The sequence below is a fragment of the Streptantibioticus parmotrematis genome, from assembly GCF_019890615.1.
Taxonomy (GTDB): Bacteria; Actinomycetota; Actinomycetes; order Streptomycetales; family Streptomycetaceae; genus Streptantibioticus_D; species Streptantibioticus_D parmotrematis.
Genome location: NZ_JAINVZ010000015.1, coordinates 86,194 through 110,951 on the forward strand (window position 1 = coordinate 86,194; position 24,758 = coordinate 110,951).

Genomic DNA, 24,758 nt, shown 5'->3' on the forward strand with positions numbered 1-24,758 from the left:
GTGAGGGGGACCGCCCGCCACTGTTGTAGAGGTCAGACGAGGCTGAAGTCGGCTTCACCGGAGCGAACCAGATCGATGAACGACGCCCACGCTTTCGGGGAGACGACTAGTGCTGGGCCAGCCTTGTCCTTTGAGTCTCGGATCCCGACCGCGGCTGTCAGGTCCGCGACCTCAACACAGTTGTTTCCTCCGCCGCCGCTGTAGCTGCTTTTAAACCAAGCGCCTTCGGGGGCTACCTGGGGCGCGGTGATGGTCTTGGCGTTGATGGCTGCTCACATCTTTCTTGCTAGATCGTGCAGGAAGTCCGGCGTCTCTGCCGGGCCGAGTGCCGTTGCCCGCAAGCTGTCGAACCTGCGGGTGAACCGTTGGACCTCGGAGCGCTTGTCCGTCATCGTGCTGGTGCCCATGACGGTGTCCGCCTGTACGACCGGGTCGAGAACGCCCTCCTCGAAGTCCAGGAGCGTGAAGTCGCCAGCGCCTCCCACCGTGCCGCCCTTACAGAAGGGCAGGATCTGCACCTCGACATTTGGGAGGCTACTCAGTTCGATGATGCGATCGAACTGTGCCCTCATGGTGCCGGCGTAGATGTGGCGAAGCGAAGCTTCGTCCTGGATCACGGAGAGCCGGGTCGGTGAGTCCGCACGCGTGATGATGTCCTGGCGGGTGCGCCGTAGCTCGACGTGCTTCTCCTGGAACTCAAGGGTGGTGTCGTCTACTGCGCGGTGCTGCTCGAACAGCGCGCGGGCGTAGTCCTCGGTCTGCAGGAGGCCGTGGATGATGTTGGGTTGCCAGGCTCGGATGGTGTGCGCGCCGCCTTCGAGCTGGACGAACGTCATCATGCCCGAGGGCATGTAGGAGCGGAACGGGGACCACCAGCCCTTGGCGAGGGCGTTGCGATGGAGCTCCAGGAGGAACTCCTTGTCCTCGGGATCGGTGACCTGGTACCGCTTGAGGAGTCTCTCCAGGTCGCTTGCGCGCTTGAGGCTGCCGTTGCCCTTCTCAACCCGCGACAGCGTGGTCTGGTTGATGCCGTCGAGTTGTTCGACGTCCTCCATCGTGAGTGCGGCTTGTTCGCGCAACCGCCTCAGCTCGCCTCCGAGTTGGAACCGGCGAATCGTCGACTGGCTCTTCGGTGGCACCTTCTACCTCCTGTCCCGTTCGCCCGCTCAGCACGAACGATAGCCGTGTTGCGGCGCCTGATAGCCCCGCTCTAGGTCTTATCAACCGCATGATCAGGGGCGATCGCCCGAGTGTGACACGCGATCACGTCAGCAGAGAACCACCTGGCATATGCCATTGAATATTCGATTGAGGATGCTATTGCCCTTGCACCTGACTTTGCGTCACCGTGGAGTCCGTTGCCGCTAGTGCTGGCGGGCTGACAGCCCGTAGGTGGAGTGGAGGTGGTTCGCCGTGCCCGAACGCGACTTGACTGGCCCCCGGCCTGGTCGTAGACCCTGCCGCCCCCGTCATCGGATGGCACTTCGGCTCACGTCACGTGATCGGAGACCTGGGCTACGTGGCGCCAAGGGCGCTCTGCACCACCCACACCACTGCCTACTGGGGAGGATCGCGATGGCCTCGATGACGGCTACGTCGACCACCGTGATGACAGGCGCCTTCGAGACGGTCTTCGCGCCCGAGCAGAGCCGGGTCGCCGACATGCGGCATCTCAGCGAGTCCTTCCTGGAACTGTGGCGGGTGCCCGGGTCCTTGGCGGAGAGCGTGGTGCTCGTGGTGTCCGAGCTGGTGACCAACTCCATCGAGCACGGATGGGGCGATGTCGGGGTCCGCGTCCGTTGTGAGCAGGCAAGCTTGACGGTCGAAGTCACGGACTCCAACCCGGCGCCCGCCCGGCTGCGAGTGGCGGACGACGACGCCCTCGACGGCCGCGGTCTGCTCCTCGTCCAGGTTGTCGCTGACGCCTGGGGGGTCAGCCGGGACGGCACGACCACCTGGGCGACCTGGCGCCTGAACGCGGACTCCCGCGTGGCGGCTGCTGGCGGGGCGCAGCGGTGAGCGCGCTGCCGAGTAGTCGTCACGTGTGGCGGTTACGCCTGGGCGAGACGCCCGGACCGGAGGAGGTGGCCCGCCGCTACGACGTCGTGCGGATCACCAGCGCTCTGGGGTTCGCCGGGTTGGACGTGCTGCGGGACGCCGATCGTCCGGTCGGGCCGGTGCTGTGCTGCGCAGCCCACCGGTACTTGTTCGTACCGGTGCCCACCGGGGCGTCGTACCGGTGGCGCGCCCCGCACTCGGTCTGCGCGGCCCGGCCGGAGTGCGAGGGCTACGGGCCGTGCCGTAGCCGGTTCTGGGCGATACCGCCCGAACCGGAGTGCGCGGCGGTCACCGACGACGGTGAGCTGCACGACGCGCTGAGCCTGGTGAGCGCCCGGATGCGGCGCGCGGCCAGCTGGCCGGGGCCGCCACGGCTACCTCCCGACCCGGCGGAGGTGCCGCTGCCGATCCCGCAGCCGCGCTCGCCCCAGCCCAGCAGACCAGCAACTCCCGTGAGGATCTGACGTGATAGAGCCATCGGCCTCCGCCCCCGTATCGACGGGACGGCACAGCGCCCGCAAACCTTCGGCCGGCGCGCGCACACCGTCGGCGGTGCGCGGCGCCGCCTTGGGCGCGGCCGTGGTCGGTGGCGGATGGGCGCTCTGCGGGCTGCACGTCACCTCGGCAGGCGGGGCGATCCTGAGCGCGTGCGCTGGAGCGGGCGCCGTGCTGGCGTGGGCCGCCGCGCGGTCACGATCGGCGGCCGGCAGCCCCGTCCCGCCGCCACCGGTCGAAGAGCCGCACGACGGTGAGTCGTTGGAGCAGGCGGTGCTGTTGGCCACGGTCGCGGGCAGTGACCACATCCGGTGGGCGCTGGATCAGGTGGCGACGGGCCGGGCGAACACCGGATTCGAGCCGCTGGAGCAGCTCACGCTGAGCGGTGATCCACAGGGCGACGCGCTCGCCGCGGTGCGGTTCCTCGACGGTCAGGCGTGGCGGGCGGTGCTGTCCGCAGCGGCGGACCGGCAGCGGGCCCTGGAGCCGGGGGCTGAACTCGGCGAGTTGCTGCGGACGTTCGTGCCGCGCCTGCAGTTGCTGGTCGAGAAGGCGATCGCGGTCGCCTCCGGGCTGGAGGCGGAGGTGGAGGACCCGGACGTGCTCCACGGGCTCTTCGGTGCCGACCACCTGCTAACGCAGATGCGCCGAGCCACACAGAATCTGGCGATCCTCAGCGGCAGCCTTCCCTCCCGTTCCGACCCGCCGATGCTGATCGCGACGGTCATCCGTTCCGCGATCTCGGAGATCGGAGAGTACGCGCGGGTGCGCCACGCCCTGCGGCTGGTCGATGACGCGCTGCCGGGATACGTCAGCGTCAGCGTGACGCATCTGCTCGCGGAGCTGATGGAGAACGCCACCCGCTACTCCAGTGACGTGGTCGAGATTCACACGCGCCGAACTCCACACCACGGCGTCGCCGTCGAGATCACCGACCGCGGACCGGGCATGTCCGAGGCCAAACGCACGGCGCTCAACCGGCTGCTGGCCGAACCAGAGCGCGAGAACCCGTGGCAGCACCTGCGGGAGGGCCGGCTCGGGCTGCTGGTGGCGGCCAAACTCGCCCAGCGGTACCGGATCCGCATCGAGCTGCACCCCAGCATCCTGGGCGGCATCACCGCCACCGTGCTGCTGCCGCCCGAACTCCTCGTCCCCGGCGACCGTGTCCCCCAGCCCGCGCCCGTGCCAGAACCTGCCACGGCAACCGTCACGCAGGTCACGCCGACACAACCTCGTCCGTCCGCGGGCCTCATACCGCCGCCTGCCGAGCCCGGCCCGCCGCACCAGTCGGCGCTCCTGCCCCGGCGAGTCCGGCACGACCCGCCCACCAGGACCGTGGGCGAACCCGCCGGTTCGGCCCGTCCTGCCTTGCCGACCCGCCCGGTCACCGGGCCCGCCGCACCGGCCTGGGACGAAGGCGCCCGCGCCGGCGGACCGCTGAGACGGCCGAGCGGCCAGCTGATGGCCGAGTTCGGTGCCGCCTCATCCCATGCGGCCGGGCCGACGCCGTCGAAGGACGGCCCGTCGGCCGCATCCCACCCCACCACTCAGGAGTGATCATGGCTGATGGACAGAGCACGCCGGGCCGGGCCCGCGACCAGCTCTCGGGACTGCTGACACAGCTGACCGGCCGCGTTCCCGGGATGACTCATGCCGCGCTCACCACCGGCGACGGGCTGCTGGTGGCGGCCTGCGACGCCTGCGACAAGGACACCGTGGACCGGCTGGCGGCGAGCACCACCGGCATCTACTCGCTGGGAGGTGCCAGCTTCCAGGGCCTGCCCGGCGGCGTGCGGCAGATCGTGATCGAGCACGACGCGGGCTGCCTGTTCGTCATGGCCGCCGGGCTCGCCGGCGGCGCGGCGGTGGGCACGATCCTGGTGGTGCGGACCACGCCGGAGGCGGACGCGGGACTGGTCGGGCACCTGATGACCGAGTTCATCCGGGGCCTCGATGAGCACCTGGTCGTCGCCGCCCGGCGCAACGACACCTACAGCCTCCGGTGACCGTGCGCCCAGGGTGGTCCGGGGCCGCGTTAGGCGAGGTCCGCCCCTACACGGTCACCCGGGGCCGGACCCGCCCGCACCACCACCTGCTGCTCACCACCCGCCTGGCCGGACACGCCCCCGGAGCGGCGGTCGCGCTGGCGACCCCCGAGCACGAGGCGCTGCTGCGGCTGTGCCGCGCGATGCCGTACTCCGTGGCCGAACTGGCCGCCCGGCTGCGGCAGCCGGTGCAGGTGACCAAGATCATCGCCGCCGACCTCCTGGACTCCCGGGCCCTCATCCTGCTCGGCGTCGGCGGCAGCCCCCAATCCCCCGACAGATCCATGCTGGAGGCAGTGCTCGATGGTCTACGACGGCTGTGAGACGACATCGGAGCCGGCGGCGTTGAAGATCCTGGTGGCCGGGGGGTTCGGGGCAGGCAAGACCACGCTGGTCGGCGCGGTCAGCGAGATCGAACCGCTGTCCACCGAGGCCGTCATGACCGACCGCAGCACCGGCGTCGACGACCTGCGGGGCCTTGAATCCAAGACGCGCACGACGGTGGCGCTCGACTTCGGCCGCATCACCTTCGACCACCCGATCCCCATGATCCTCTACCTGTTCGGGACACCGGGCCAGACGCGGTTCCGGTTCTTGTGGCGCGACCTGGGCCAAGGGGCGATCGGCGCCGTGGTGCTGGTCGACACCCGCCGCCTGCAGGACTCCTTCACCGCCATCGGCTGGGCCGAGGCGCACCGGCTGCCGTTCGTCATCGGCATCAACGAGTTCGAGACCGACGCCCACCGCTACACCCCGGACGAGGTCCGCGAAGCCCTGCGCCTGCCGCCGGCCGTGCCCGTCCTGACGTGCGACGCCCGGCGGCGAGACCGCGTCACCGGCCTGCTGATCGCCCTGGTCGAACACCATCTGCACCGCCTTGCCACGGGAGCCTTGAGATGACGATGCACCACGACACCCACATCGCGGTGCCGCCCACTGCGGGCGGGGACCGGCGGGCGGTCCTCCTGGGCGCCCTTGGCCTGGACGGCGTCACAGCCGATCCCCAACTCGACGCATTTGCCACCCAGTTGGCTGCGGCGGCAGGCGTGCCGTACGCGATGGTCAACCTCGTCGGCCCCGACCAGCAGCGCTTCGTCGGCCTGTGCACCCCGCCGGACGATCAGCAGTTGCCGCCAGTCGACCGCCAGATGAGCCTGGAGCACGGCTACTGCCCGGAAGTCGTCCGGCGCAGGAAGGCACTGCCGCTGCCGGACGTGTGCGCGCACCCCCGATTCTCCGCGAACGCGGTCGTGGACTTGATAGGCATCCGCACCTATGCCGGGGCCCCGCTGATCTACCAGGGCGGCGTGCTGGGCACAGTGTGTTTCGTCGGACGCGAACCGCGGCCTCAGTCCGTGGGCCGGGACTACCTGGAGCTGATCAAGTCCCACCGGGACGCCGTCCTGGACTACCTGGTGACACGCGCCGCGACGGCGCCGCCGGCACTCCCCGGTCCGGCCACCGCGCTCACCGGCCGCCGGGAGCCCCGGCCGGACGCAGCCCGCCCTCACCACGGCCCGGCACCGCAGCGATAGCCCGATCCCACGGCCCGAGCCGCGCTCCGACCTTCGTCCACTCACCACGGGGAGCCCGATGTCCGACGCCTATTACCTCACTGAGAAGCACCGTGCCCTAAGACAGGAGGTGCGCGAGTTCGCCGAGAAGCGGATCGCTCCGCACGTGCCGCGGATGGAGGCCAGCGCGGCGGTGGAACATGATCTCGTGCGGGAGATCGCCCGCCGCGGCTGGATCGCCGTCACCGTCGCCCCACGCTACGGAGGGATAGGCGCCGGGCACCTGGCCCGAATGCTGGTGGTGGAGGAGATCTCCCGGGTCAGCGCGGCCATGGGCGCGGCAACTCAGGCGTCCCAGCTGGGCGTGGCAAAGATCATGCGCTACGGCACCTCGCAGCAGAAGCACCGATGGCTGCCGAAAGTGGCGTCCGGCGAGTGCCTGCCGACGATCGCGGTGACCGAACCCGGCTCCGGCAGCCACGTACTGGGCATGGAAGCCACCGCCCGGCGGACCGGCAAGCACTACGTACTCAACGGCTCGAAGGTGTTCGTCGGCAATTCGCACATCGGCGACGTGCACGGCGTCGTCGCGCGGACCGCCGAGGGATCGAAGGGGTTGACGGCGTTCCTGGTTGAGGCCGACCGCTCCGGCCTCACCATCGTCGAGCACCCCACCACGCTGGGCCTGCGCGGCTTCTCCTTCGGCGAGTTGCGACTGGACAACTGCCGTATCCCGGCCGGCAACAGGATCGGTGCCGAAGGCCAGGGCCGAGACGTGGCCTACTCCTCCAGCATCCTGTACGGCCGCCCCAACTTGGCCGCAGTGGCCCTCGGTCTGCACCAGGCCGTCATGGACACCACCGTGAACCTGTGCCGGGAGCGCACCCGCTACGGCGCTCCGCTGCACGAGCTGGACACGGTCCGCGACAAGGTCGGCCGGATGCAGTCGGCGCTGATGACCGCCCGCCTGACCGCCTACCACGCAGCCGCCCTCCTCGACCGGCAACGCTGCCGCATCACGCACCCCTGTGACGACGCGTTGATGAACGCCAAGCTCGTGGGCGTGGAACTGCTGCTGGACTCCGCTCGCCTCGCGATGGAGATCCACGGCGCCGCCGCCCTGACACCCGGGCGGCCCATGGAGCGCTACTGGCGCGACGCCCAGTGCCTGTTCGCCCCGGCGGGCACCAGCGACATCCAGCGGCTGCGGCTCGCCGCATACGCACTGGGCCTGGACGACCGCCACTACTCCGCACCGTCCCACCCCCCGCCCGCCTGAGCGACGAGCCGCGCCGCCCCGCGCTCGCCCGCCCGAGCCTGACGCGCGAATGGACCGATTGCCATGCTGGATCAACCACCGTCCCCACCGAGGCCCCCGCTCACGCGGGTGCGGCCCTTCCGCCTGACGCCCACCGAGACCCAGCTCGCGCAGCGGGCGCAGCCGGAGAAACCCGCGATCGCCGCGGACCTCGGAACCCCCCGGGGCCGTCGGCCAGCGTCTGCTGCGGATCGAGGTCTTCACGGCCCATGACGCCGGCGCGAGCACCGGCAACAAGCCGCCGCCGACCACACCACCGTGCCCGCCCCCCTTGCGGACAGACCACCGCCACCGTGCTTGGAGAAGTCGATGACCAACCGTCACGCCACGGCCTACGAGAGCCTGCCGCGGCCCACCCGCGCGGTATGCCGGATCCTCACCGAGCTGCCCGTCCCCGATCTCGACGAGCTAATGACCGCGGCCTCCTGCAACGTGAGCCCGCAGCGCGCTCGTTACCACCTCGCACTCCTTCGGGGCCGGGGTCTGCTGAAGGTGACACACGGCGATCCGCCCCCGCTGCGGAGGCGTTGCCTGGGATTCCCCGCCGGCGCCGCCGACGCGATCCGGGAGCGCACCGCACACGAAGACCCTGAGGCTCAGCGAGAAGGCGTCCGACGGCTACTGGACTTCCTGCTGGCACAGGCCAGCGCCGCGGAACGCCTCCTGACACCCACTCACCGCCCGTTGCCCCGCGACATCCGCTACCCACCCGCGTACCCGCAGCGATTCTCGGACCTGGCCAAGGCTCTCAGGTGGCTGGAGAGTTACACCGCCATCTACACCAGTGCCCTGCGCGCGGCAGCCGGGTTGGGCGAGTACGCCATGACCTGTCAGCTCGCTCACGCGCTGTGGCCGCTGCTGCACCTGCGCAACCCGGAGCCGCTGAGGGAGATCGCCGACACCCTCGGCCTGGAAGCCGCCCGCCGTACCGACGGGCCCGAAGGACGCCTCGCCCTTCGGGAAATGCTCAACTCCTATGGCGTGGGCGAGCGGACCCGGGGCCGGTACCGCAGCGCCATCACCGCGACCACCGAGGCCCTGGGGCTGGCCCGGCAGGACGGAGACCGGCTCAGTGAGGCCCAGCACCTGCATGATCTCGGCGTCGCGCAACGCGAGTGCGGCGACTTGGAGCCCGCGCGCGAGCACCTGGAAGCCGCCCTCGCGCTGCGCCGGGAGCTGGATTACACCCGCGGCGTCGGCCTGACGCTGCTGGAACTCGGCCACACCCGCTGTGAAGATGCGCCGAGGCGGGCGATGAGCCTGCTCTTCCAGGCCCATCACATCCTCACCGGCGTGGACGACCCGTTTGACGCGGCCCGCGCACATGCACTGATCGGCCGCGCCGTACTGGCCTGCGGTGACCAGCGCGACGCGGCCGGCTTCCTGCAACAGGCCCTGGAAACCTACAAGGCCCTGGGCATCCCCGACGCGAACCCGTGCTGTATCCAGGCCCGCGACCTGCTCGCCCAGACCCACGACACTGGCGCGCAGCCCTCGTTCCCGCAACAGCCGAAGCCAGCTCAAGCCGACTCGGGAGCAGACGACTCGGTCCGTCCGCGCCCCGAGATCTGACAGTCCAGCTGCTGCAGCCACCCCAATCCCGTCCCGCTTCGGCATTTACCTACCTTACCGATTCCCCAAGGAGAAACGCATGTCAGAAAAAAGCCGGTGCCCCGTTACCAACAAGCGGAGTTTCCCAAGCTATGAATCGGCCAGTGCTTTTCTTCTCGAAAAGGCGCAACAGCACGGCGGAGCCCCGATATCCGTCTATTCTTGTGAACACTGCGAGGGGTTCCATACTTCCACAAAGTTCACGACACGCGCGGCCAGGAATCGAGGTGGCGGAATGCATCGGGCACCCAAGAAGCACTATCGGCGCAGGTGAGATGAGCACGGTACAGGCGTTCGCTGGCGCAGCGAACCGGTCAAGGTGTCAATGTTCCGTGGACCGTGGCGCCGGACGGCATCGGCGAGTTCGGGCGGTCCAGTTCAGGAGCGACCGAACACGCCGGCGTGAATTGCAGGAGACGAGCCAAACCGGAGGAGCGAGTATGGGCGATCGATGCGTGACCGGGCCGCTGGAACGGTTAGTGCAAGCTGTGCGGCTGGCCGTGCGCGGAACTGTCGAGACCGACACCTTCTGCCGGCCGGCAGAATCAGTTCTGCTTGATCCGGCGCTGCTTCGGGAATGGGCCGAGGGGATGCTGCCGGGCGGTCGGCGGATCTGTGTGGCCGGAGCCCTCGATCGTCGGCTCGTGTTCATCCAGCGCGAGCCGGGTTCGTGGGTCGCAGTGGATCTGTCGGGCCGACCGCATGCCTCTCGTCGCTGGCCGTCCTGGACTCGGGACCAGGTGCGGCTGCACGAGCCCGATTCCTGGCTGTCGGAAGCCGTGTTGTCCGACGCGGCGGTCTTCCGTCTGACCCGCCCGCGAGTGCTGCTGGCGGCCTTGTACCACCCGGAGTTCTTCCCGCTGCCGCGGTTTCCGCTGGGGATCAGCGATGTGGCCCGCGCGGCCCGGGCCACCTTGATGGGAACGGTCACCCTGTCCGACATGCAGCTCGGCACCACCGTCGAGGACCTGATCAAACAGGTCAGCACCGAACCGCCGGACATCCTCGGGATCTCGGCGACGTTCGGCCAGCACGACCTGCTGATCCAGCTCCTGGACGCGGCCTTCGCCCTGCGCGAGCCCCCGATGGTGGTGGCCGGCGGCAGCCTCACCGCCCGCAACGAGCAGCTGCTCCTGGAGCGCTACCCGAACCTGCTCGTCGCCCGCGGTGGCGGCGAGGCCACCATCGAGGCGATGCTGGCGCACTGGCACGGTGACGTTGCGCGGGAGGAGATACCCGGCATCGGCTACACCGGCGCGGCCCGGGGCGGCGGTCTCGCCGTCGGCCGTCGCCGTACCGCCAGGCCCGTCGCCCGGGACGCCAGCGGTGACATCCTGCCCGAACTCGACCTGCTGCCCGCCACCTTCGACCATCACGGGGTCGCCCAGCTGGAGACTAGCCGCGGCTGTACCAACACGTGCTCGTTCTGCCCCCGCGGTCATAAGGGCCGCTGGGCCGGCACCCCACCGGAGCAGCTCCGGTGGATGCTGTCGCAGATCGGCCAGGTCCTCGACCGCTACCCCGGCGTCTCCCGCACCCTGTACCTGGTCGACGAGGAGATCATCGGGGGTGGCGCGGACGCCGTCGAGCGGATCCTGCGCCTGGCCCGCGCCCTGCATGAGGCCGGGTTCACCTGGGAGTCCAGCTGCCGTATCGACCAGACCGTGCGCCTCGACCGCGACGAGAACTGGCACACCGAGCGCGCCGCCATGTGGCGCACCCTCGTGGAACTGGGGCTGCGGCGGATGCTGTTCGGCGTGGAGTCCGGCGTCGACTCCATCCTGACTCGTTTCAACAAGGAGACGACCGCCCGGCAGAACGCCCTGGCCATCCGCACCCTGTCCGCGCTCAACATCCCCACCCGCTACACCTACATCACGTTCGACCCGCTGATGACCCTGGAGGAGCTCAAGGCCACCCACGCCTTCCAGGGGCGCACCGATCTCCTGCTGCGCCCCCAACCCGGTGTGGACGTGCGGGAGGTCGTACGCGGGGTCCGCGACGAAGGGTGGGCGGCCGCGCACGCGACCGGGCGGCCGCTTCATACCGGGATCAGCTACATGCTGGTGTCGATGGAGTGCCTGATCGGCGCCGCCTACACCCGGCAGGCAGCCGCCGCCGGGCTGACCGGCCAGGCCGAGCCGCTGATGGGCCGGGTCGCCTGCCGGTACCGGGACTGGCGGATCGGTGTGGCCAGCCGGTGGGCGCAGCGGTGGGTGGACCGCCACTTCGCGCTCGACTACACCCTCAAGAGCCTGGAGAAGGTCCTCGACGGCACGCCTCGGGCGGCCGTGCGGCAGGCCCGCGTGGTGCTGAAGAGCGCCGCCTACCAGGTGCTCGGCGACCTGATCACCGTGATCGAGCAGCATGATCTGCAACAGCCGGGCCGGCAGGAGGAGTTGTCCGGTCAGGCCGAGGCGGCACTGGAGGCGCGGGCGAGGGCGTTACGTGGGCAGATGGCGGAGACGGTCGAACAGGTCGGCCACCGGCTGGCCGGGGAGCACGCCGCGATGCTCGCCCGAGAGTACGGCCGATGGCGGTCGGCCACCGGCTGGGAGCTGATCAACGCGGGTGAGTCCTGTGCGCAGTGAACCGCGCCGGGCCCCGGCGCCCCGCCGCGCGATCGCGGTCGGGACGTGCCGGGCTGCTCGGTCAGGTACCGGTCTTCTCCGGGATCGGCACCCAGTCGAACTCCGGGCAGAACCTCGCGTAGGTGACGAGCTTCCAGGCCGCGTACTGCTCGGTCCGGCCCGAGCTGCGCAGCAGGTGCTTGACCCAGGTGTGCGCGATGCGCTCCTCCAGCGTCATCGTCTGGTCGATCCGGTCGAGCATCCGGCAGGCGACGGCGAAGTCCTCGACCGTCAGCGCGCTCAAGTCGATCTCGATGCCGTCCACGGTGAAGGAGAAGACCAGCCGGGAGGTCGAAAAGCGTGTCTTGCGCTCGCCGAGGAACGTGGTGTGCGGGGCAAGGGCCGCGCGCAGCCGGTCGCGGTCCTCGACCGGGTAGCCGATGCCCAGGTCCAGGTCGGAGGTCTCCAGGTTCAGCCGGGTTCCGAAGGAGCCGACGTCACGGGGCGTATGCCCGGTCCACTTGGTGATCAGCTCGGCCGCCATGGCACGCACCTTCTCCAGGCGCTCGTCGTGGAAGCGCATCTGCTCGTAGAAGGCGCGGGCGCGCGCGAACTCGGCGTCGGTGAAATCGCCGCGGACCGTCCATCGGCGCTCCAGGATCGAGTTCAAGTCAAGTCCGGTACTGGGGGGTTGTGTCGTCACGCGAGGCACCATACTCACTTCCCGAGACGATTCATCACTGTTTGCTGGGAATTGAGAGGAAGAGGGTACTTCTTGTGAGTGCTTCGCCGTCCCTGCCGCGCCGCACCCTCGCGCGTGGCCTGTCCGTCCACCCGGTCGGTATCGGCGGCTGGGCCCTAGGCGGCCCGGACACCAACCTCGGCCTGCCCATGGGCTGGTCCACCGCCGACGACACCGCCTCCCGCCACGGCCTGGAAGCCGCCCACGAACTCGGTGCGAACCTCATCGACACCGCCGACGTGTACGGGCACGGGCACTCCGAGCGGGTCATCGGCGACTTCGTCACCACCATCAACCGGGACACGGTGGTGCTGTCGTCCAAGGTCGGCTACCACCGGGGCACAGCCCGGCACGCCTACCTTCCCTCCGCGATGCGCCGCCAGCTGGAGACCACGCTGGAGAACCTGCGCACCGACCACCTCGACATCTACTTCTTCCACAACGCCGACTTCGGGCAGGACGACCGCTACCTGGAGGCGGCGGTCGCGCAGATGCGCGACTTCCAGCGCCAGGGCCTGGTCACCGCGGTCGGGATGCGCGGCCCGCACCGCTACGCCACCGAACGGGTCACCGTCGCCAAGCAGGCGCGCGGCGACAAGTACGCCCGGTTCGCCCACCTCGCCGAGATAATCCGCCCCGACTACCTCGCGGCCCGCTTCAACGCCCTGACCCCGCAACCGGCCGCCGGACGCCCGGACGTCTTCGCCCTGGCCGCCTCGTACGGAGCGAGCGTGCTGATCAACAAGCCGCTGGCCCAGGGGCTGCTCACCGGCAAGTATGACCCGCACCACCCTCCCCTCTTCGGAGCCGGTGATCACCGGCTGCGCAAGGCGTGGTTCACTCCCGACGCCCTGAAGATCATCCACAGCGGACTCGACCCGCTGCGGGAGCGCTTCGGCGACACCCCGGCGGCACTGACAAGGGTTGCGCTGCAGTACTGCCTGCAACAGACCGACAACGCGGCTGTCCTCGTCGGGTTCACCCGTCCCGAGCAGGTCACCGCCAACCTGACCGCCATCGGCACCCCGCTCACCGACGACGAACTCGGTTTCGTCCGCGAAACCCTCGGCCGCCTCCAGCGCACACTGGATGCCCACAGCGAGGTGTTCCTCGACGAGAAAGGCACCGGGCAATGACCGCCGGCCAACTGTCCCTGACCGCCGTCGAGGCGGTGCGGCTAATGCTGTTCAACGCCCAGCACGCCTCCCCGGACCGCTCCCGCCGCCAGGCCGAATGGATCGCCGCCCAGGAGATCGCCGACATCGCCGTCCTGACCGAGGTCTCCTCCACCGGCGGCGGCGACGCCCTCACCACCGCGCTCGCCGACCGCGGGTACGCCACCGTGATCGCACCACAGCCGCCCACCCGCGACTACCGCACCGTCATCGCCTGCCGCACCCCCAACGCCCAGCCCGTACCGAGCCCGGTGACCGTCACCCCGCACCGCGCCCCGGCCGCCCGGATCACCCTCGGCGACCACCACGTCGGCGTCCTGGGCCTGTACGTCCCCTCCCGCGGCCCCCGGCAGCACCGCAACGTCGCCAAACGCGCCTTCCAGAACGCCGTCACCAAGGCCCTGCCGCAACTGCACGCCCTCTTCCCCGCGATGCCCGTGATCGTCGCCGGGGACCTCAACGTCATCGAGCCCGGCCACCAGCCCCCGCACAAGGTCTTCGGCACGTGGGAATACGACTTCTACAACGCCTTCCCGGCATCCGGGTTCACCGACGCCTTCCGGCACCTCCACCCCGAGCAAACCGCTCACTCCTGGTACGGGCGCAGCGGCAACGGGTTCCGCTTCGACCACATCCACCTCACACGCACCCACGCTGCCCAGATCACCGCCTGCGACTACCACCACGAACCCCGCGAGAACGGGCTGTCGGACCACGCCGCCATGACCCTTCAACTCCGCCTGTCCGGCCCGAGCACGAGAGCGAGCCCGCCCCCGGAGGGCTGATCGCTTCCCCGAACGAGCAAGATGGCAACACAGGAGCGATCCACCTCACTCTGGTGGCCGTTGCAATCATGCTCGAACTGGGATACGTCTGAATGTTGAGCGGTGACCCCCGCGCAAGGCGATCACCTTCTCACTGACGCCCTCGTGATCCTCGCGTTCCGCGACCGCTACGACGCAGCACGCGCGTCGACCTTGTTCAGTGAAGCCTGCGTCGCCACAGGAAACCCGCAAGTTGCCGTCGAAGCCTTGCACCAGGCGCTGATCGCGTACCAGCAACTGGCCAGCCCCACCGTGACGGCCGCGACAGCTTGGATCAGCCGTACCCGGAACTCGCTCGCTCAGATCTCAGACCCGGAAGCCGGCCCCCCATATCCCCAGGGTGAGCCGTGATCTCCCACCGGGCCTGCCTGGCTCGATCTGCGGCTGACTACCGTTGGCCGACGCTGGGCGCGAAGCAGCGCCGGGGTGTGGCTCGCGCTCGCGCGGCATGCTCATCGGCGAAGGGCTACGGCTGATGCCGAGGGGGCGACCCACTGACTGAACTTGCCCTAATCTCGACATGCCGTCCAGCAACAACCCGACGTAGCTGCTTCTCCTTGCAGCTGCTGAGCGAACGACCGACGCCGTCAGGAAGGTAGCCCGATGCTCTCATCGCCGCCGCTCTTGACAATGGCTTGCTTCACGAGGGCATCAAGGAGCCCGGTACCTCGAAGGGCTTCGTCCCTCTTCGACGAGCCGGACACGGCTGCTCAACGCCGCACCGCGTATCAGCCAAGGGCCTTTCGAATCCCGTCAAGCCACACACATTCGACAGTCCGAACCCGCGTGAGCAACTCGTAGTGCAAATCTATCGAAATAAAAAGTAAGACATACGGACAGGCACCATGGGCGAGACTATTCAAACATCAGCATTCAATATTCCCAGCAATACCTTCACCCACCGGACCAGGTAAGGGTAGAAATGCCAGAGATCCCTGAATCAACTCAGCACTCTCAGACCCTAGCGCAGAAGCTAACACGCCTTAGGGAGCTAAAGGCCCCCAGAGGGGGGCGCCCCCCTTCCTACGAGGTCATTGCACGCGAGATCAGCGCTACAGGAGTGAGTATCTCAGCTCCATATATTTGGGAATTGTGCACCGGAAAGACGACCACGCCGAAGACCAGCCACCTCGAAGGTCTAGCTAGGTACTTTGGCGTACCGGTCTCCTATCTTATAGACGACGAAGTAACCAAGAAGCTTGACCCGCAACTAAGCTTTCTTGAGGAACTGAAGGATAAAGGGGTTTATGATATCGCAGTGCAACTCACTCAAGGACATGAACTCTCATCATCTAGCTTGGAAACATTGAAGACCATGATTGAACAGCTGCAAAACCTGGAGGGCAGGGGATTCTCTACTGAGGTCCGGGAGGAACAGCAACCAGAATCCTGAGAGATTCTCTTCGAGCCAAATTGGGTTCTCGGCGTGACATCCCGGCACGGTGCCCATCGGCGGTTATCACTGAGCGGCCTCGGACGGCGCGCAGACGGCCCAGCCCAGCGCCCCTCCTCGCCCCACCATACCGAACACACTTTCGATACAGTGGGCAAGAAGGTGGTGATGATGGTGGAGCGCGAGCGGGTGATCATGCACGTGCGCTGTCCCCGCGAGGTGACGGAGGACGCCTACCACGAGGTCGTCGAGTTCCTCGGCTCGTTGACCCCGGTCGTGCAGGCCCTCCCGCCGGCCGCAGTGCTGGCGGACCTGACCGGGGCTCTGCGGTACTGGCGAGCCACTCCTCTCCAGCTGGCGCGTCGAGTCCGGCTGACCACTCTGGCTCGCTACGCGGTGGACACCCGCGTCGGCATCGGCCCTTCCCCCGCGGTGGCGGCGATGGCCAGCGGATCGCCCGACCGCGACGGCATACGGATCGTGACGGGCGCCGACGCCGCGCAGGCCATCGCTCCGCTGCCCGTCTCAGAGCTCTACGGCGTCGGCCCGGCCCAGGCGAAAACACTGACCGCCTACGGTCTGCACACCGTCGGAGCACTCGCCCAGGTCCCGACCGGCACCGTGCAGCGCCTCCTCGGCGGAAGACTCGGCCGCCAGGCCGCCGACCGCGCCCGCGGCATCGATCCCCGGCACGAACTCGACCGCAACGGCCGCGCGCGCACCGCCCTGTTGGACACCGTGGTGACCGTCGCCAGCAGACTGCGCCAACGCCGCCAGGTCGCGGGCGCACTCAGCGTGCACGTCGAGTGGGTCGGCAACGCGGCTGCGATCACACGAACCCGGACTCTCGCCGAACCAACCGCGCACACAGAAGAGCTTCGCGTCGCCGCCTACCAGCTCTGGGACGGCCTGGGCCTCCAGAGAGCGCGGATCGCCGCACTGTCGGTACGGGCCGAACGCCTCACCGACGGCGCCGCGGCGGCCCACCAGATGACCCTGGACGGCGCCCGCGAACGACTCTGGCGGGCGGAAGCCGCGATCGATCGTGCCAACCGGCGCTTCGGCGCGAACACCGTGCGGCCCGCCCGCCTTGCCCACAGGCCCATGCAAGAGGCCGCTGACCCGGGCCAGGACGGCGGCAGGCTGGGCGCTACCGAAGACGCAACGGCTCAGCGTCACGAAGAACCCTGACCCAGGAGCCTCGCCCGCCGCGTGCGTTGCGATGGAAGCCTCGGCGCACGGCTGCCCGAGCCTGATGGCCCGGGGCGCCAACTCCTTCCCTGGATCTCCAACGACCAGGGGCGACAACAACCCGGTGATGCCCTACCGTGTGGCGATGATTGTCCTGGATACCAACCAGCTGGAACATGTTCAACCGCCCCACGGGCCGGGGTTGGCCATGCTGCGTACGATCGCGCGCGAGACCGGGCATGAACTCGCCCTGCCGGAGATGGCGTTCGAGGAACACCTCGCGCACATCCACCACCGCGTACAGAAAGCCGAATCCAAGATCACGGGCGGGATCAACGAGCTTCAGCGGCTCGCGCCCTTCTGGCCCGGTAACGTCTCTCCGCTCCCCGGCGACCACGTGCTGCGGAACCATCGCGATGAACTAATGAAGATCTTTCGCGTCCTGCAAACCCCAGACGGCGTCGCACGCGAGGCCCTGCTGCGTGAAACCCAACGCCGCCTGCCAGCCGCCGGCTCCTGGGAGCTGCCAGGCACCGGTGGCCGCGATGTCGCGATCTGGCTGACCGCTCTCGACGAGTGCCGGCAGTCGGGAATGAAGATGTACTTCGTCTCCATGGACAAGAACGCCTTCGGCGGCCCCACCCTTCATCCCGAGCTGCGTGAGGACATCACCAAGGCTCTCGCCGGCCGCGCCGAGCTGTTCCACTACTGCAACGGCGTAACCGCCCTACTGGAAGAACTTGCCGAAAAAAGGCAAAACCGGCTCACTAAGAACCGTGTAGCGAAGTCCCTGCCCGTCCGCGACGCCCTGACCGCCCTGGGCACCGGTCACGAGTTCCGCATGGAGCTGATCGACGCCGCTGGCCTTGCCAATGTAACCGTGGCCTCCGGTCCCGAACTTGATCACCTGGAACTGACCAAGCTGGAGCACGAGACCTCCTATCAACTCGGCGATTCGGCCTGGGCGACGGCACGTGCGACCTGGCAGGCCGCGAAGCACATCACGGCGTCCTGGTTCGGCACCCATGGGCAAGACATTTCGATCACACACGAGGTACAAGTGGTCTTCACCGTGACCACCACGTTGCTCATGCAACTGGACGCGACAGGCGCCATCACCGCAGCAGAGATCGCAGCGCGAACCCGCTGTACCAACATCACCTCGAACATCGTGCGCTGAACGACGGACACCCCAAATGCCGAAGCAAACCCAGGTTGTGGCTTGACCTGACTGGCTATCCGTGTCTACCACCCACCACTCCGTGGGCGCGCCCACGCCGACGGGTCAGCCGAACATTGTCGATAGCCGCACGAGGCGTGGGCCGGACGGGCGCGCCCGCCGTCGCTTCTGCCCCCCCCCGGGAGCATCATGAGCAGTACCGGGTAGTTCGACGGCTTCGCTCGCATTGCGAGCGATCAGGGCTTCCGATGTCGTCCACGTCTCTGTTCGGGCGTCCGCACCTTCGTCGGCCGGTCCCATTCGGCAGGGCGCCTGACTTCCGCAAGTCGTCCGTGGAGTCCATCGCAGCAACATGGCCCCGCCGCGCTGTTACCGCCAGTCTTGGCCAACACCTATGGTAACAACCTCCATTCGCCAAGGGCGCCAAGGAAGTTTCGCAGCCCTGGCGATCACGCACGAACAGCGGCGGCCCAGAGGACCATCGTGGCAAACCACACCCTCGTAGCCTTGGGACTTACCGATCCATGTAGGCAGCCAAGAGCAGTTCCGTCTCCGGGGAGAGCGACACGGCCAAAGTCTGACCCCCGGCGCGGTAGGTGAGGGTGCCGGGCACATCTCCCACCGCCGGATGGTAGTCCCCGCGCTTGAGCGTGGGGAGAACCGCAGTCCGCAAGCCCTCGCGCATGGCCAGGGACGCCATGACGGGGACAGAGAGGTCGACTGTGGGGTCCGCGACGAGGGCGGCCAGCATCGCGCGTACCTGTTCCTTCGTAGGTTCGGTCACAGACCCAGTATCGACTGAACTACCCCTGAAAGCACGCCAATCAGTGAGGTTCCGCATAGCGCCAAGCCTCAGTCGATACCGCAAGGCGGCCGGGGCGCCGTCACAACTCGGAGGGTGCTGGGCACACCCCAAAGGGCCATCACCGAGGCTGAAGTTTGGCACATAAGGAAAATTAGGCCCATATAGCTACGAATCGACGTTCGCCGGTTCACTGACCGCCAGGGATGCGTTACCGTCAGGTTCATTAACGCCTGTGAACGCCACTTGCGTACAAAGTTCCTGATTGCCCGTTATGTTGAGGGCCTACCGGCCTCGACGGTGGATCGGAGGACCGTCTTGCGTACACACCCGCCAACGACGCACACCCTGCTGACGCCGTGATGGGGAGCAGCAGAGACAGGTCGACTTCCGGGGCTGCGGACGTCGACAGATTCATAGCCCCCGCCGAGGTGGAACGCCGGTTGGGCATTTCGCCCGCAACGCGGCGTCGGTGGACTAATCGCGGACTACTTACGGCTTACCCTTTAGGTCCACATTATCAGCCCGGCCACGGAAACAATAGAAATGGGAATCGCAACGGGAGCAGGGTGCGCTATATTGACTCTGAAGTCGACGCCCTTTTTCAACGCATCAGAAGCGGTGAGCTGGCCAATTCACCGAAGCCGGTAGAGTGCGGCCGGGAAGGGCGCGGTCCCGACGTTTAAGGAAGGGGACATGAAGGAGTCAGATGCCCCGTTCGACCGGTGGCACAAGAAGTACCCGAAGTCAGGCGACACTCCCTGCCGCTGTGGGACGCAGCGTAATCCACTCTATCCGTCAGCAGACCACGGGCGTGGGAAGCGTTGGCAAGCCAGGTACGTCGGGCCTGACGGCAAGTCTCACCGCCCCGTGTTTGACTCACGGGAGCAGGCTCGCGCCCACCTGGAGCAGGTTCGGCATGCACTCCAGGAGGATACCTGGGAGCAGGAGACCAGCGGCACAAAGAAACTAGAGTTCTACTCCAGTGAATTCATCAGCCGCCGAAGGAAGAAGAACAAGAGGGAGAGCACGACAGAAACTTATGAGACCCATCTCAGAATTCACATATTGCCATATGCAGGCTGTCGCGTCGCCAAGGCACTTCGACGCAAGGACACCATGGCCTTAGTCGACCACCTCCTGGACAAGGGGACCATCGCACCCGGCTACATCGTCCAGATATTCAAGACGTGGCGCATCCTCATGAATTACCTGATCGATGAGGATGTTCCCCTTCCGGCCAACATCTGCGCCCGGATCGAATTACCCGAGGTCGAGCCTCGGGTCAAGGTGGTATTGACCGCGGAGCAGGTATGTCGCCTGGCGGCCGCGATGCGTCAGGTCGAGCCGCGCTATGAGCTGTTGATCTGGATCGCGGCTTGCGCCGGCCTGCGTGAAGGCGAGGCATTCGGCCTCACGCATGACGCAGTCGGTTGGGAGACCGATGTCCTCTACGTCGAGGAACAGCGCCAAAAGGGGAAGGCTGTACCACTCAAGACCAAGTCCTCCAGAGCCACGTTGCCCGTCGACCACTTCCTCATCGAGAGGATCGTTGAGCACGTCCGGCGCATCCCGCGGATGAGGCCGGTGTCCCGGAACGCGGAGCTGAAGCGCCAACGGCGCGGGTGGATCCCGCCGACTGACGAGGGGTTGATCGTCACCAACCGTGATGGACGGCCTGTGCAGCGGTCGGACTTCAACGAGAAGTTCCGGATGGCTGTCGTGCTCGCCGATCTGCCGCCGGAGACATGGTTCCACGACTTGAAGCACTGGTACACCACTCGACTGGGGGCCAGCGGCAAGTTCGACCCCAAGACGGTGCAGGCGCTCTCGCGGCACGCCGAGTTCTCGGAAACGTGGGACACCTACGCCCATCCACCACTGGCCGTTCAGGGCGTCAAGGTGGAGGCGTTCAGCGAGTTGTTCACCGCTGAGACGGGCTTCGACGAGCGGCAAGCCAATCACGCCCGGCGCTTGACCTCAACCGCCCCCGATGTGCCACACTCTCTACCCACGCGAGGCTAACCACCGCAGCGCGAGGGTGAGCGGCCCTTGGAACGGCTGCTCACCTGATTCGACCCCGATTCGACCCCGGGGGCACACGTTGGAAGGGACACCCCTTCCGACCTGGGCCGGAAGGGGTGGGGCAGACGACCCGTGCTGTACGCCGGGTTCTGTCTCCGGGGGACCTCGCGGTCCGCCGGGAGGCGGTCATCCATCTAGGGCCGACGTTGCCGCCGGCCTCGTGCGGTCTACCCGCGGACTCGGGCGGGCAGCCCTCGAACATCCGCGCAGGACGCCCTGGGGCGTCCCTCTTGACCTTGCTCCGGGTGGGGTTTACCTAGCTGCCCAGGTCACCCTGGGCACTGGTGGTCTCTTACACCACCGTTTCACCCTTACCGGGGACCGAGGTCCCCGGCGGTCTGCTTTCTGTGGCACTTTCCCGCGGGTCACCCCGGGTGGGCGTTACCCACCACCCTGCCCTGTGGAGCCCGGACGTTCCTCGGCAGGACCGGATGTCCTGACGCGACCGCCCGCACGACTCGTCTGCCGTCCCGCCATCCTAGTCGACCGCCGGGGCGTCGTAGGCTGCACGGGATCCGTCACCGGCCGTACGAGGGAGAACACCGTGCTCGTCCTGCTTCCGCCGTCCGAGGGCAAGGCCTCAGGGGGCGAGGGACCCGCCCTCGATCTGGACGCCCTCGCGCTGCCCGGGCTGACCGAGGCGCGGCGCACGGTGCTGGGCGAGCTGGTGGAGCTGTGCCGGGGCGACGAGGAGAAGGCCCTCGACGTGCTCGGGCTCGGGGAGCGGCTGCGGGGCGAGGTGGCCAAGAACGCGGCCCTGGAGACCGCCCCGGCCCTGCCGGCGGGCGAGGTCTACACCGGGGTGCTGTACGACGCCCTGGGGCTGGGCGATCTCGGCCCGCGCGCGCTGGGGCTCGCTCGCGAGTCGCTGCTCGTCTTCTCCGGGCTGTGGGGCGCCGTGCGGATCGGCGACCGCATCCCGTCCTACCGCTGCCCGATGGGCGTGAAGCTCCCCGCCCTCGGCGCGCTGGCCGCGTTCTGGCGCGGGCCGATGGCCCAGGTCATGCCGGAGGCGGCCGGGGACGGGCTGGTGCTGGACCTGCGCTCGTCCGCGTACGCCGCCGCCTGGAAGCCCAAGGGCGACCTCGCCCGCAGGACGGCCTCCGTGCGGGTGCTCCAGGTGCGGATGGTGGACGGCGTGGAGCGGCGCAGCGTGGTCAGCCACTTCAACAAGGCCACCAAGGGTCGCCTGGTCCGCGCCCTCCTCGAAGCCGACGCGCGCCCCGCGACCTGCGCCGAACTCGCCGACGTCTGGCGGGACTTGGGCTTCACCGTGGAGCAGCAGGCCAAGCCGGGTCAGCTCGACGTGCTGGTCTCGGACGTGCACTGAGCCGAGGTCCGCGGGCTGCTCATCGCGGCCCCGGCTCTTCCCCGTCCTCGGGTCCCGACTGCTCCAGCTCCTCGATCAGCCCGCGCAGCCACGCCAGTTCGGCCGCCCGCATCGTGCGCAGGTAGTCGTACTCGACGAGGTTGATCCGTTCGACGCCGCCCGGGATCGTGGCGAGGCCCTCGGCGACCTCCGCGTCCTCGCGTTCCAGGCGTTCGGCGACCGACGCGGCCCGTTCGCGCAGCGCCTCCAGCACCGTCGGCCGGGGCAGCGCGCCGAGGAAGGCCAGCGCGGCGGGGAAGGCCGGGTACTCGTCCAGCGGCTCGGCCAGCAGGTCCAGCAGCCAGCGCCTGCCGGTCTCCACGCCGCGCTCGGTCGTGCGGTAGACGGTGCGGTCGCGCGGGCCGCCCGGGTCGACCGCCTCGATCAGCCCGGAGCGGGCCAGCCGGTCGACCGTCTGGTAGACGGAGGTGCGCTGGCCGACGTTGACCACGCGGTCTTTGTCCCACGCGTAGATCCGCTGCCGCAGGGCGTACGGGTGCAGGGGCTCGATGCCGAGCAGCAGCAGGACGGTCATGGCCAGCGTGGAGCGGCGCGGGCTCGGGGCGTCGGCGGTGGCCATGGGACTGTGGGTCTCCTTCTGCTTGCGCGCGGGTTCCGTTTGCGCGCGGGTTCTGCTTGCGCGCGGGCCGCGGAACGCTGCGGCGGGCCGCGGTCGGGAACGGCGCCGCGCACGAGGTGTGTCCGTACGCGGATCACCGTACGCGGCCGCCCCGCGCCGACGCCCCGCGGCCACCGTCCCGCGCCGACCGCCCGCGACCGCCCCGAGCAGCGGTCCCTCACCTCTCCCGCCCCTCCGTGCGCTTCGCCATCATCGCCTCCGTGAACTTCCGCTTGACCGGCGGCGCGTGGTTCACCGTGCGCAGGAACGCGCGTTGGGCGCCCAGCATCAGGCGGCCCACGTACGGCTTGTGGATCACGCTGTCGGAGCTCATCCGCTCGCGGGAGGCGATGACCGCCTTGAAGCCGTAGTCGCGCATCCGCTCCTCGTAGCCGCCGACCGCCTCGGTCAGGGTGCGCCCGCCGTCGCGGTACGCGGTCAGCGCCCGGCACAGCTCGACCGCGTCGATGAGCGCGGTGTTGGCGCCGACGCCCATGCCGGGGGTCATGGTGTGGATGGCGTCGCCGATGAGGGTGACCGGGGTCGGCCGCCACGGGTCGACGGGGACCGAGGTGCGGATGGCGAGGGCGAACGCCGAGGAGGCGTCGGACAGTTCCATCAGGCGGCGCAGGTTCGGGTGCCAGTGCGGGGTGAGGCGCAGCGCGAGGTCGGCCACGTCCGTGCCGCGCAGCCGGGCGGCACCGGGCGGGAACTTGTCGGCGGCGGCCCACACCGACCAGTTGATGTAGTCGCGGGTGTTGTCGAAGAGCAACCCGGGCCATTCGGCGAGGAGTTCGGCGTCGTTGCCACCGATGCCGTTCTTCAGGGCGCCGGAGCGGTCCCACTTGAACTCCATGGTGTGCAGGATGCCGCCGAAGCCGCGCGGTGCCATCACCATGCCGATGCCCTGCGAGACGTTCTCGGGCAGCAACGCGCGGGTGGCGTCGGTGAGCGGGACCTTGGCGGCCAGCGCGACGATGCCGGAGTCCAGCACAGTCGCGTGCGGCAGATACTGCTGCCGTACGCGGGAGTTGGCGCCGTCCGCCGCGACCAGCACGTCCCCGGTGACGCTGCTGCCGTCGGCGAAGTGCGCGGTGACCCGGCCGTCCGGCAGCTGCTCGTAGCGCGTGAACGTCTTGTCGAAGTGCACGACGTCCTCAAGGCCGGTCAGCAGTACCTGACGCAGCGTCATGCGACTGACGGAGTGGCCGGCGCCCTCCTCGGCGAGGGGGACGTCCAAGGTGGTGCGCAGCCCTTCGGAGAGCATCACGAAGTGCCGGGGCGAGCGGGCGCAGGTGGCCAGGAAGGTGCGGTACAGCTCGGGCGGCAGGCTGCGTTCCAGCGCCCGGGAGCCGTCGGGGTCGATACCGACGCGGTAGCCGTGCAGGCCGTCGGAGCGGGTGCGGTCGCGTTCGTAGACGTCCACCGCGATGCCGGCCCGCTGGAGGCCGTGCGCGAGGGCCATGCCGCCGAAGCCTGCGCCGATGACGATGACGTGCGGGGATGTGCGGGACATGAGGGTCTCCGTGGGGTGGATGGGATGCCGCGTCCCGGTCCGGGACGACGACTCGCGATATTCATATTATGACTATCGCGATACATGTCAAGGCGGCGCCGGAAGCCGGAAGCATGGGGAGACCCCAGGAATAGCAAGGGGGCCGGGCAGGCGAGGGGGCCAACCGGGAACCCCGGCCGTATATCGCGATCAACGGGTACGGGTATCGCGTTGCGGCACCCGCAACAGTTGTTGCGGAGGCCGAACCCGGG

General features: G+C 68.5%; 23 protein-coding genes and 1 other RNA gene. 18 read left to right on the forward strand and 6 right to left on the reverse strand.

Going from position 1 to position 24,758, the window contains the following annotated elements; genetic code table 11:
- Positions 1 to 32: 32 nt before the first annotated feature.
- On the reverse strand, positions 33 to 251 hold the full coding sequence (locus tag K7472_RS20855) for a DUF397 domain-containing protein (protein WP_222980103.1): 219 nt from the start codon (positions 249 to 251) through the stop codon (positions 33 to 35).
- Positions 252 to 272: 21 nt separating this feature from the next.
- A complete protein-coding gene (locus K7472_RS20860) occupies positions 273 to 1,139 on the reverse strand; it encodes a helix-turn-helix domain-containing protein (RefSeq protein WP_308014006.1) in 867 nt (288 codons plus the stop codon).
- Positions 1,140 to 1,575: 436 nt separating this feature from the next.
- On the opposite strand from K7472_RS20860, the gene K7472_RS20865 reads away from it, so the two are divergent.
- From K7472_RS20865 to K7472_RS20910, 10 genes are all read left to right on the forward strand, one after another.
- Entirely contained in the window at positions 1,576 to 2,019 is a 444-nt protein-coding gene (locus K7472_RS20865) for an ATP-binding protein (protein WP_222980015.1), read from the forward strand.
- A gap of 23 nt (positions 2,020 to 2,042) precedes the next feature.
- A complete protein-coding gene (locus tag K7472_RS20870) occupies positions 2,043 to 2,522 on the forward strand; it encodes a hypothetical protein (RefSeq protein ID WP_222980016.1) in 480 nt (159 codons plus the stop codon).
- Between the two features lie 88 nt (positions 2,523 to 2,610).
- The gene (locus tag K7472_RS20875) at positions 2,611 to 4,110 is read left to right on the forward strand and encodes a sensor histidine kinase (RefSeq protein ID WP_222980017.1); all 1,500 of its coding nucleotides are present in this window, start codon (positions 2,611 to 2,613) and stop codon (positions 4,108 to 4,110) included.
- A 2-nt stretch (positions 4,111 to 4,112) separates the two neighbouring features.
- On the forward strand, positions 4,113 to 4,559 hold the full coding sequence (locus tag K7472_RS20880) for a roadblock/LC7 domain-containing protein (protein ID WP_222980018.1): 447 nt from the start codon (positions 4,113 to 4,115) through the stop codon (positions 4,557 to 4,559).
- Positions 4,556 to 4,921, forward strand: coding sequence for a DUF742 domain-containing protein (locus K7472_RS20885; RefSeq protein WP_222980019.1), 366 nt, complete (start codon positions 4,556 to 4,558; stop codon positions 4,919 to 4,921). The genes K7472_RS20880 and K7472_RS20885 overlap by 4 nt, the downstream gene beginning before the upstream one ends.
- Positions 4,902 to 5,498: a GTP-binding protein gene (locus K7472_RS20890; RefSeq protein WP_222980020.1), complete on the forward strand. Its 597-nt coding sequence runs from the start codon at positions 4,902 to 4,904 to the stop codon at positions 5,496 to 5,498. Before K7472_RS20885 ends, K7472_RS20890 begins: the two co-directional genes overlap by 20 nt.
- Positions 5,495 to 6,133 carry a GAF domain-containing protein gene (locus K7472_RS20895; protein ID WP_222980021.1) on the forward strand — a complete coding sequence of 213 codons (639 nt, stop codon included), beginning with the start codon at positions 5,495 to 5,497 and terminating at the stop codon, positions 6,131 to 6,133. The genes K7472_RS20890 and K7472_RS20895 overlap by 4 nt, the downstream gene beginning before the upstream one ends.
- Positions 6,134 to 6,191: 58 nt before the next feature.
- Positions 6,192 to 7,391, forward strand: coding sequence for an acyl-CoA dehydrogenase family protein (locus K7472_RS20900; protein WP_222980022.1), 1,200 nt, complete (start codon positions 6,192 to 6,194; stop codon positions 7,389 to 7,391).
- A gap of 348 nt (positions 7,392 to 7,739) precedes the next feature.
- Entirely contained in the window at positions 7,740 to 9,002 is a 1,263-nt protein-coding gene (locus K7472_RS20905; RefSeq protein WP_222980023.1) for a tetratricopeptide repeat protein, read from the forward strand.
- Positions 9,003 to 9,781: 779 nt separating this feature from the next.
- The gene (locus tag K7472_RS20910; protein WP_308014007.1) at positions 9,782 to 11,632 is read left to right on the forward strand and encodes a B12-binding domain-containing radical SAM protein; all 1,851 of its coding nucleotides are present in this window, start codon (positions 9,782 to 9,784) and stop codon (positions 11,630 to 11,632) included.
- A 61-nt stretch (positions 11,633 to 11,693) separates the two neighbouring features.
- Here the strand turns inward: K7472_RS20910 and K7472_RS20915 are convergent, their stop codons facing one another.
- Complete coding sequence (locus K7472_RS20915) at positions 11,694 to 12,281, reverse strand: hypothetical protein (RefSeq protein ID WP_252395969.1); 588 nt, start codon at positions 12,279 to 12,281, stop codon at positions 11,694 to 11,696.
- A 107-nt stretch (positions 12,282 to 12,388) separates the two neighbouring features.
- Between K7472_RS20915 and K7472_RS20920 the strand changes: the two genes are divergently transcribed.
- From K7472_RS20920 to K7472_RS20950, 7 genes are all read left to right on the forward strand, one after another.
- On the forward strand, positions 12,389 to 13,489 hold the full coding sequence (locus K7472_RS20920) for an aldo/keto reductase (protein ID WP_308014008.1): 1,101 nt from the start codon (positions 12,389 to 12,391) through the stop codon (positions 13,487 to 13,489).
- Entirely contained in the window at positions 13,486 to 14,313 is an 828-nt protein-coding gene (locus K7472_RS20925) for an endonuclease/exonuclease/phosphatase family protein (protein WP_222980025.1), read from the forward strand. The genes K7472_RS20920 and K7472_RS20925 overlap by 4 nt, the downstream gene beginning before the upstream one ends.
- Before the next feature lie 102 nt (positions 14,314 to 14,415).
- On the forward strand, positions 14,416 to 14,703 hold the full coding sequence (locus K7472_RS20930) for a hypothetical protein (protein ID WP_222980026.1): 288 nt from the start codon (positions 14,416 to 14,418) through the stop codon (positions 14,701 to 14,703).
- A gap of 571 nt (positions 14,704 to 15,274) precedes the next feature.
- Positions 15,275 to 15,745 (forward strand): helix-turn-helix domain-containing protein, encoded by a 471-nt coding sequence (locus K7472_RS20935; protein WP_222980027.1) that lies wholly within the window; start codon positions 15,275 to 15,277, stop codon positions 15,743 to 15,745.
- 150 nt (positions 15,746 to 15,895) lie between these two features.
- Entirely contained in the window at positions 15,896 to 16,936 is a 1,041-nt protein-coding gene (locus tag K7472_RS20940) for a DNA polymerase Y family protein (protein ID WP_308014009.1), read from the forward strand.
- 145 nt (positions 16,937 to 17,081) lie between these two features.
- Positions 17,082 to 18,116: a PIN domain-containing protein gene (locus tag K7472_RS20945; RefSeq protein WP_222980028.1), complete on the forward strand. Its 1,035-nt coding sequence runs from the start codon at positions 17,082 to 17,084 to the stop codon at positions 18,114 to 18,116.
- A 1,498-nt stretch (positions 18,117 to 19,614) separates the two neighbouring features.
- Positions 19,615 to 20,943 (forward strand): tyrosine-type recombinase/integrase, encoded by a 1,329-nt coding sequence (locus K7472_RS20950; protein WP_222980029.1) that lies wholly within the window; start codon positions 19,615 to 19,617, stop codon positions 20,941 to 20,943.
- Positions 20,944 to 21,065: 122 nt separating this feature from the next.
- Here K7472_RS20950 and rnpB read toward each other — a convergent pair.
- Positions 21,066 to 21,464: RNase P RNA component class A (gene rnpB, locus K7472_RS20955), an RNA gene on the reverse strand.
- Between the two features lie 83 nt (positions 21,465 to 21,547).
- Here rnpB and yaaA point away from each other — a divergent pair.
- Positions 21,548 to 22,333 (forward strand): peroxide stress protein YaaA, encoded by a 786-nt coding sequence (gene yaaA / locus K7472_RS20960; RefSeq protein WP_222980030.1) that lies wholly within the window; start codon positions 21,548 to 21,550, stop codon positions 22,331 to 22,333.
- A gap of 19 nt (positions 22,334 to 22,352) precedes the next feature.
- On the opposite strand, the gene K7472_RS20965 is transcribed toward yaaA, so the two are convergent.
- Both K7472_RS20965 and K7472_RS20970 read right to left on the reverse strand, forming a co-directional pair.
- Positions 22,353 to 22,952, reverse strand: a complete 600-nt coding sequence (locus K7472_RS20965) for a PadR family transcriptional regulator (RefSeq protein WP_252395971.1) — start codon at positions 22,950 to 22,952, stop codon at positions 22,353 to 22,355.
- A gap of 217 nt (positions 22,953 to 23,169) precedes the next feature.
- Entirely contained in the window at positions 23,170 to 24,507 is a 1,338-nt protein-coding gene (locus K7472_RS20970) for an FAD-dependent oxidoreductase (RefSeq protein ID WP_222980031.1), read from the reverse strand.
- Positions 24,508 to 24,758: the final 251 nt, after the last annotated feature.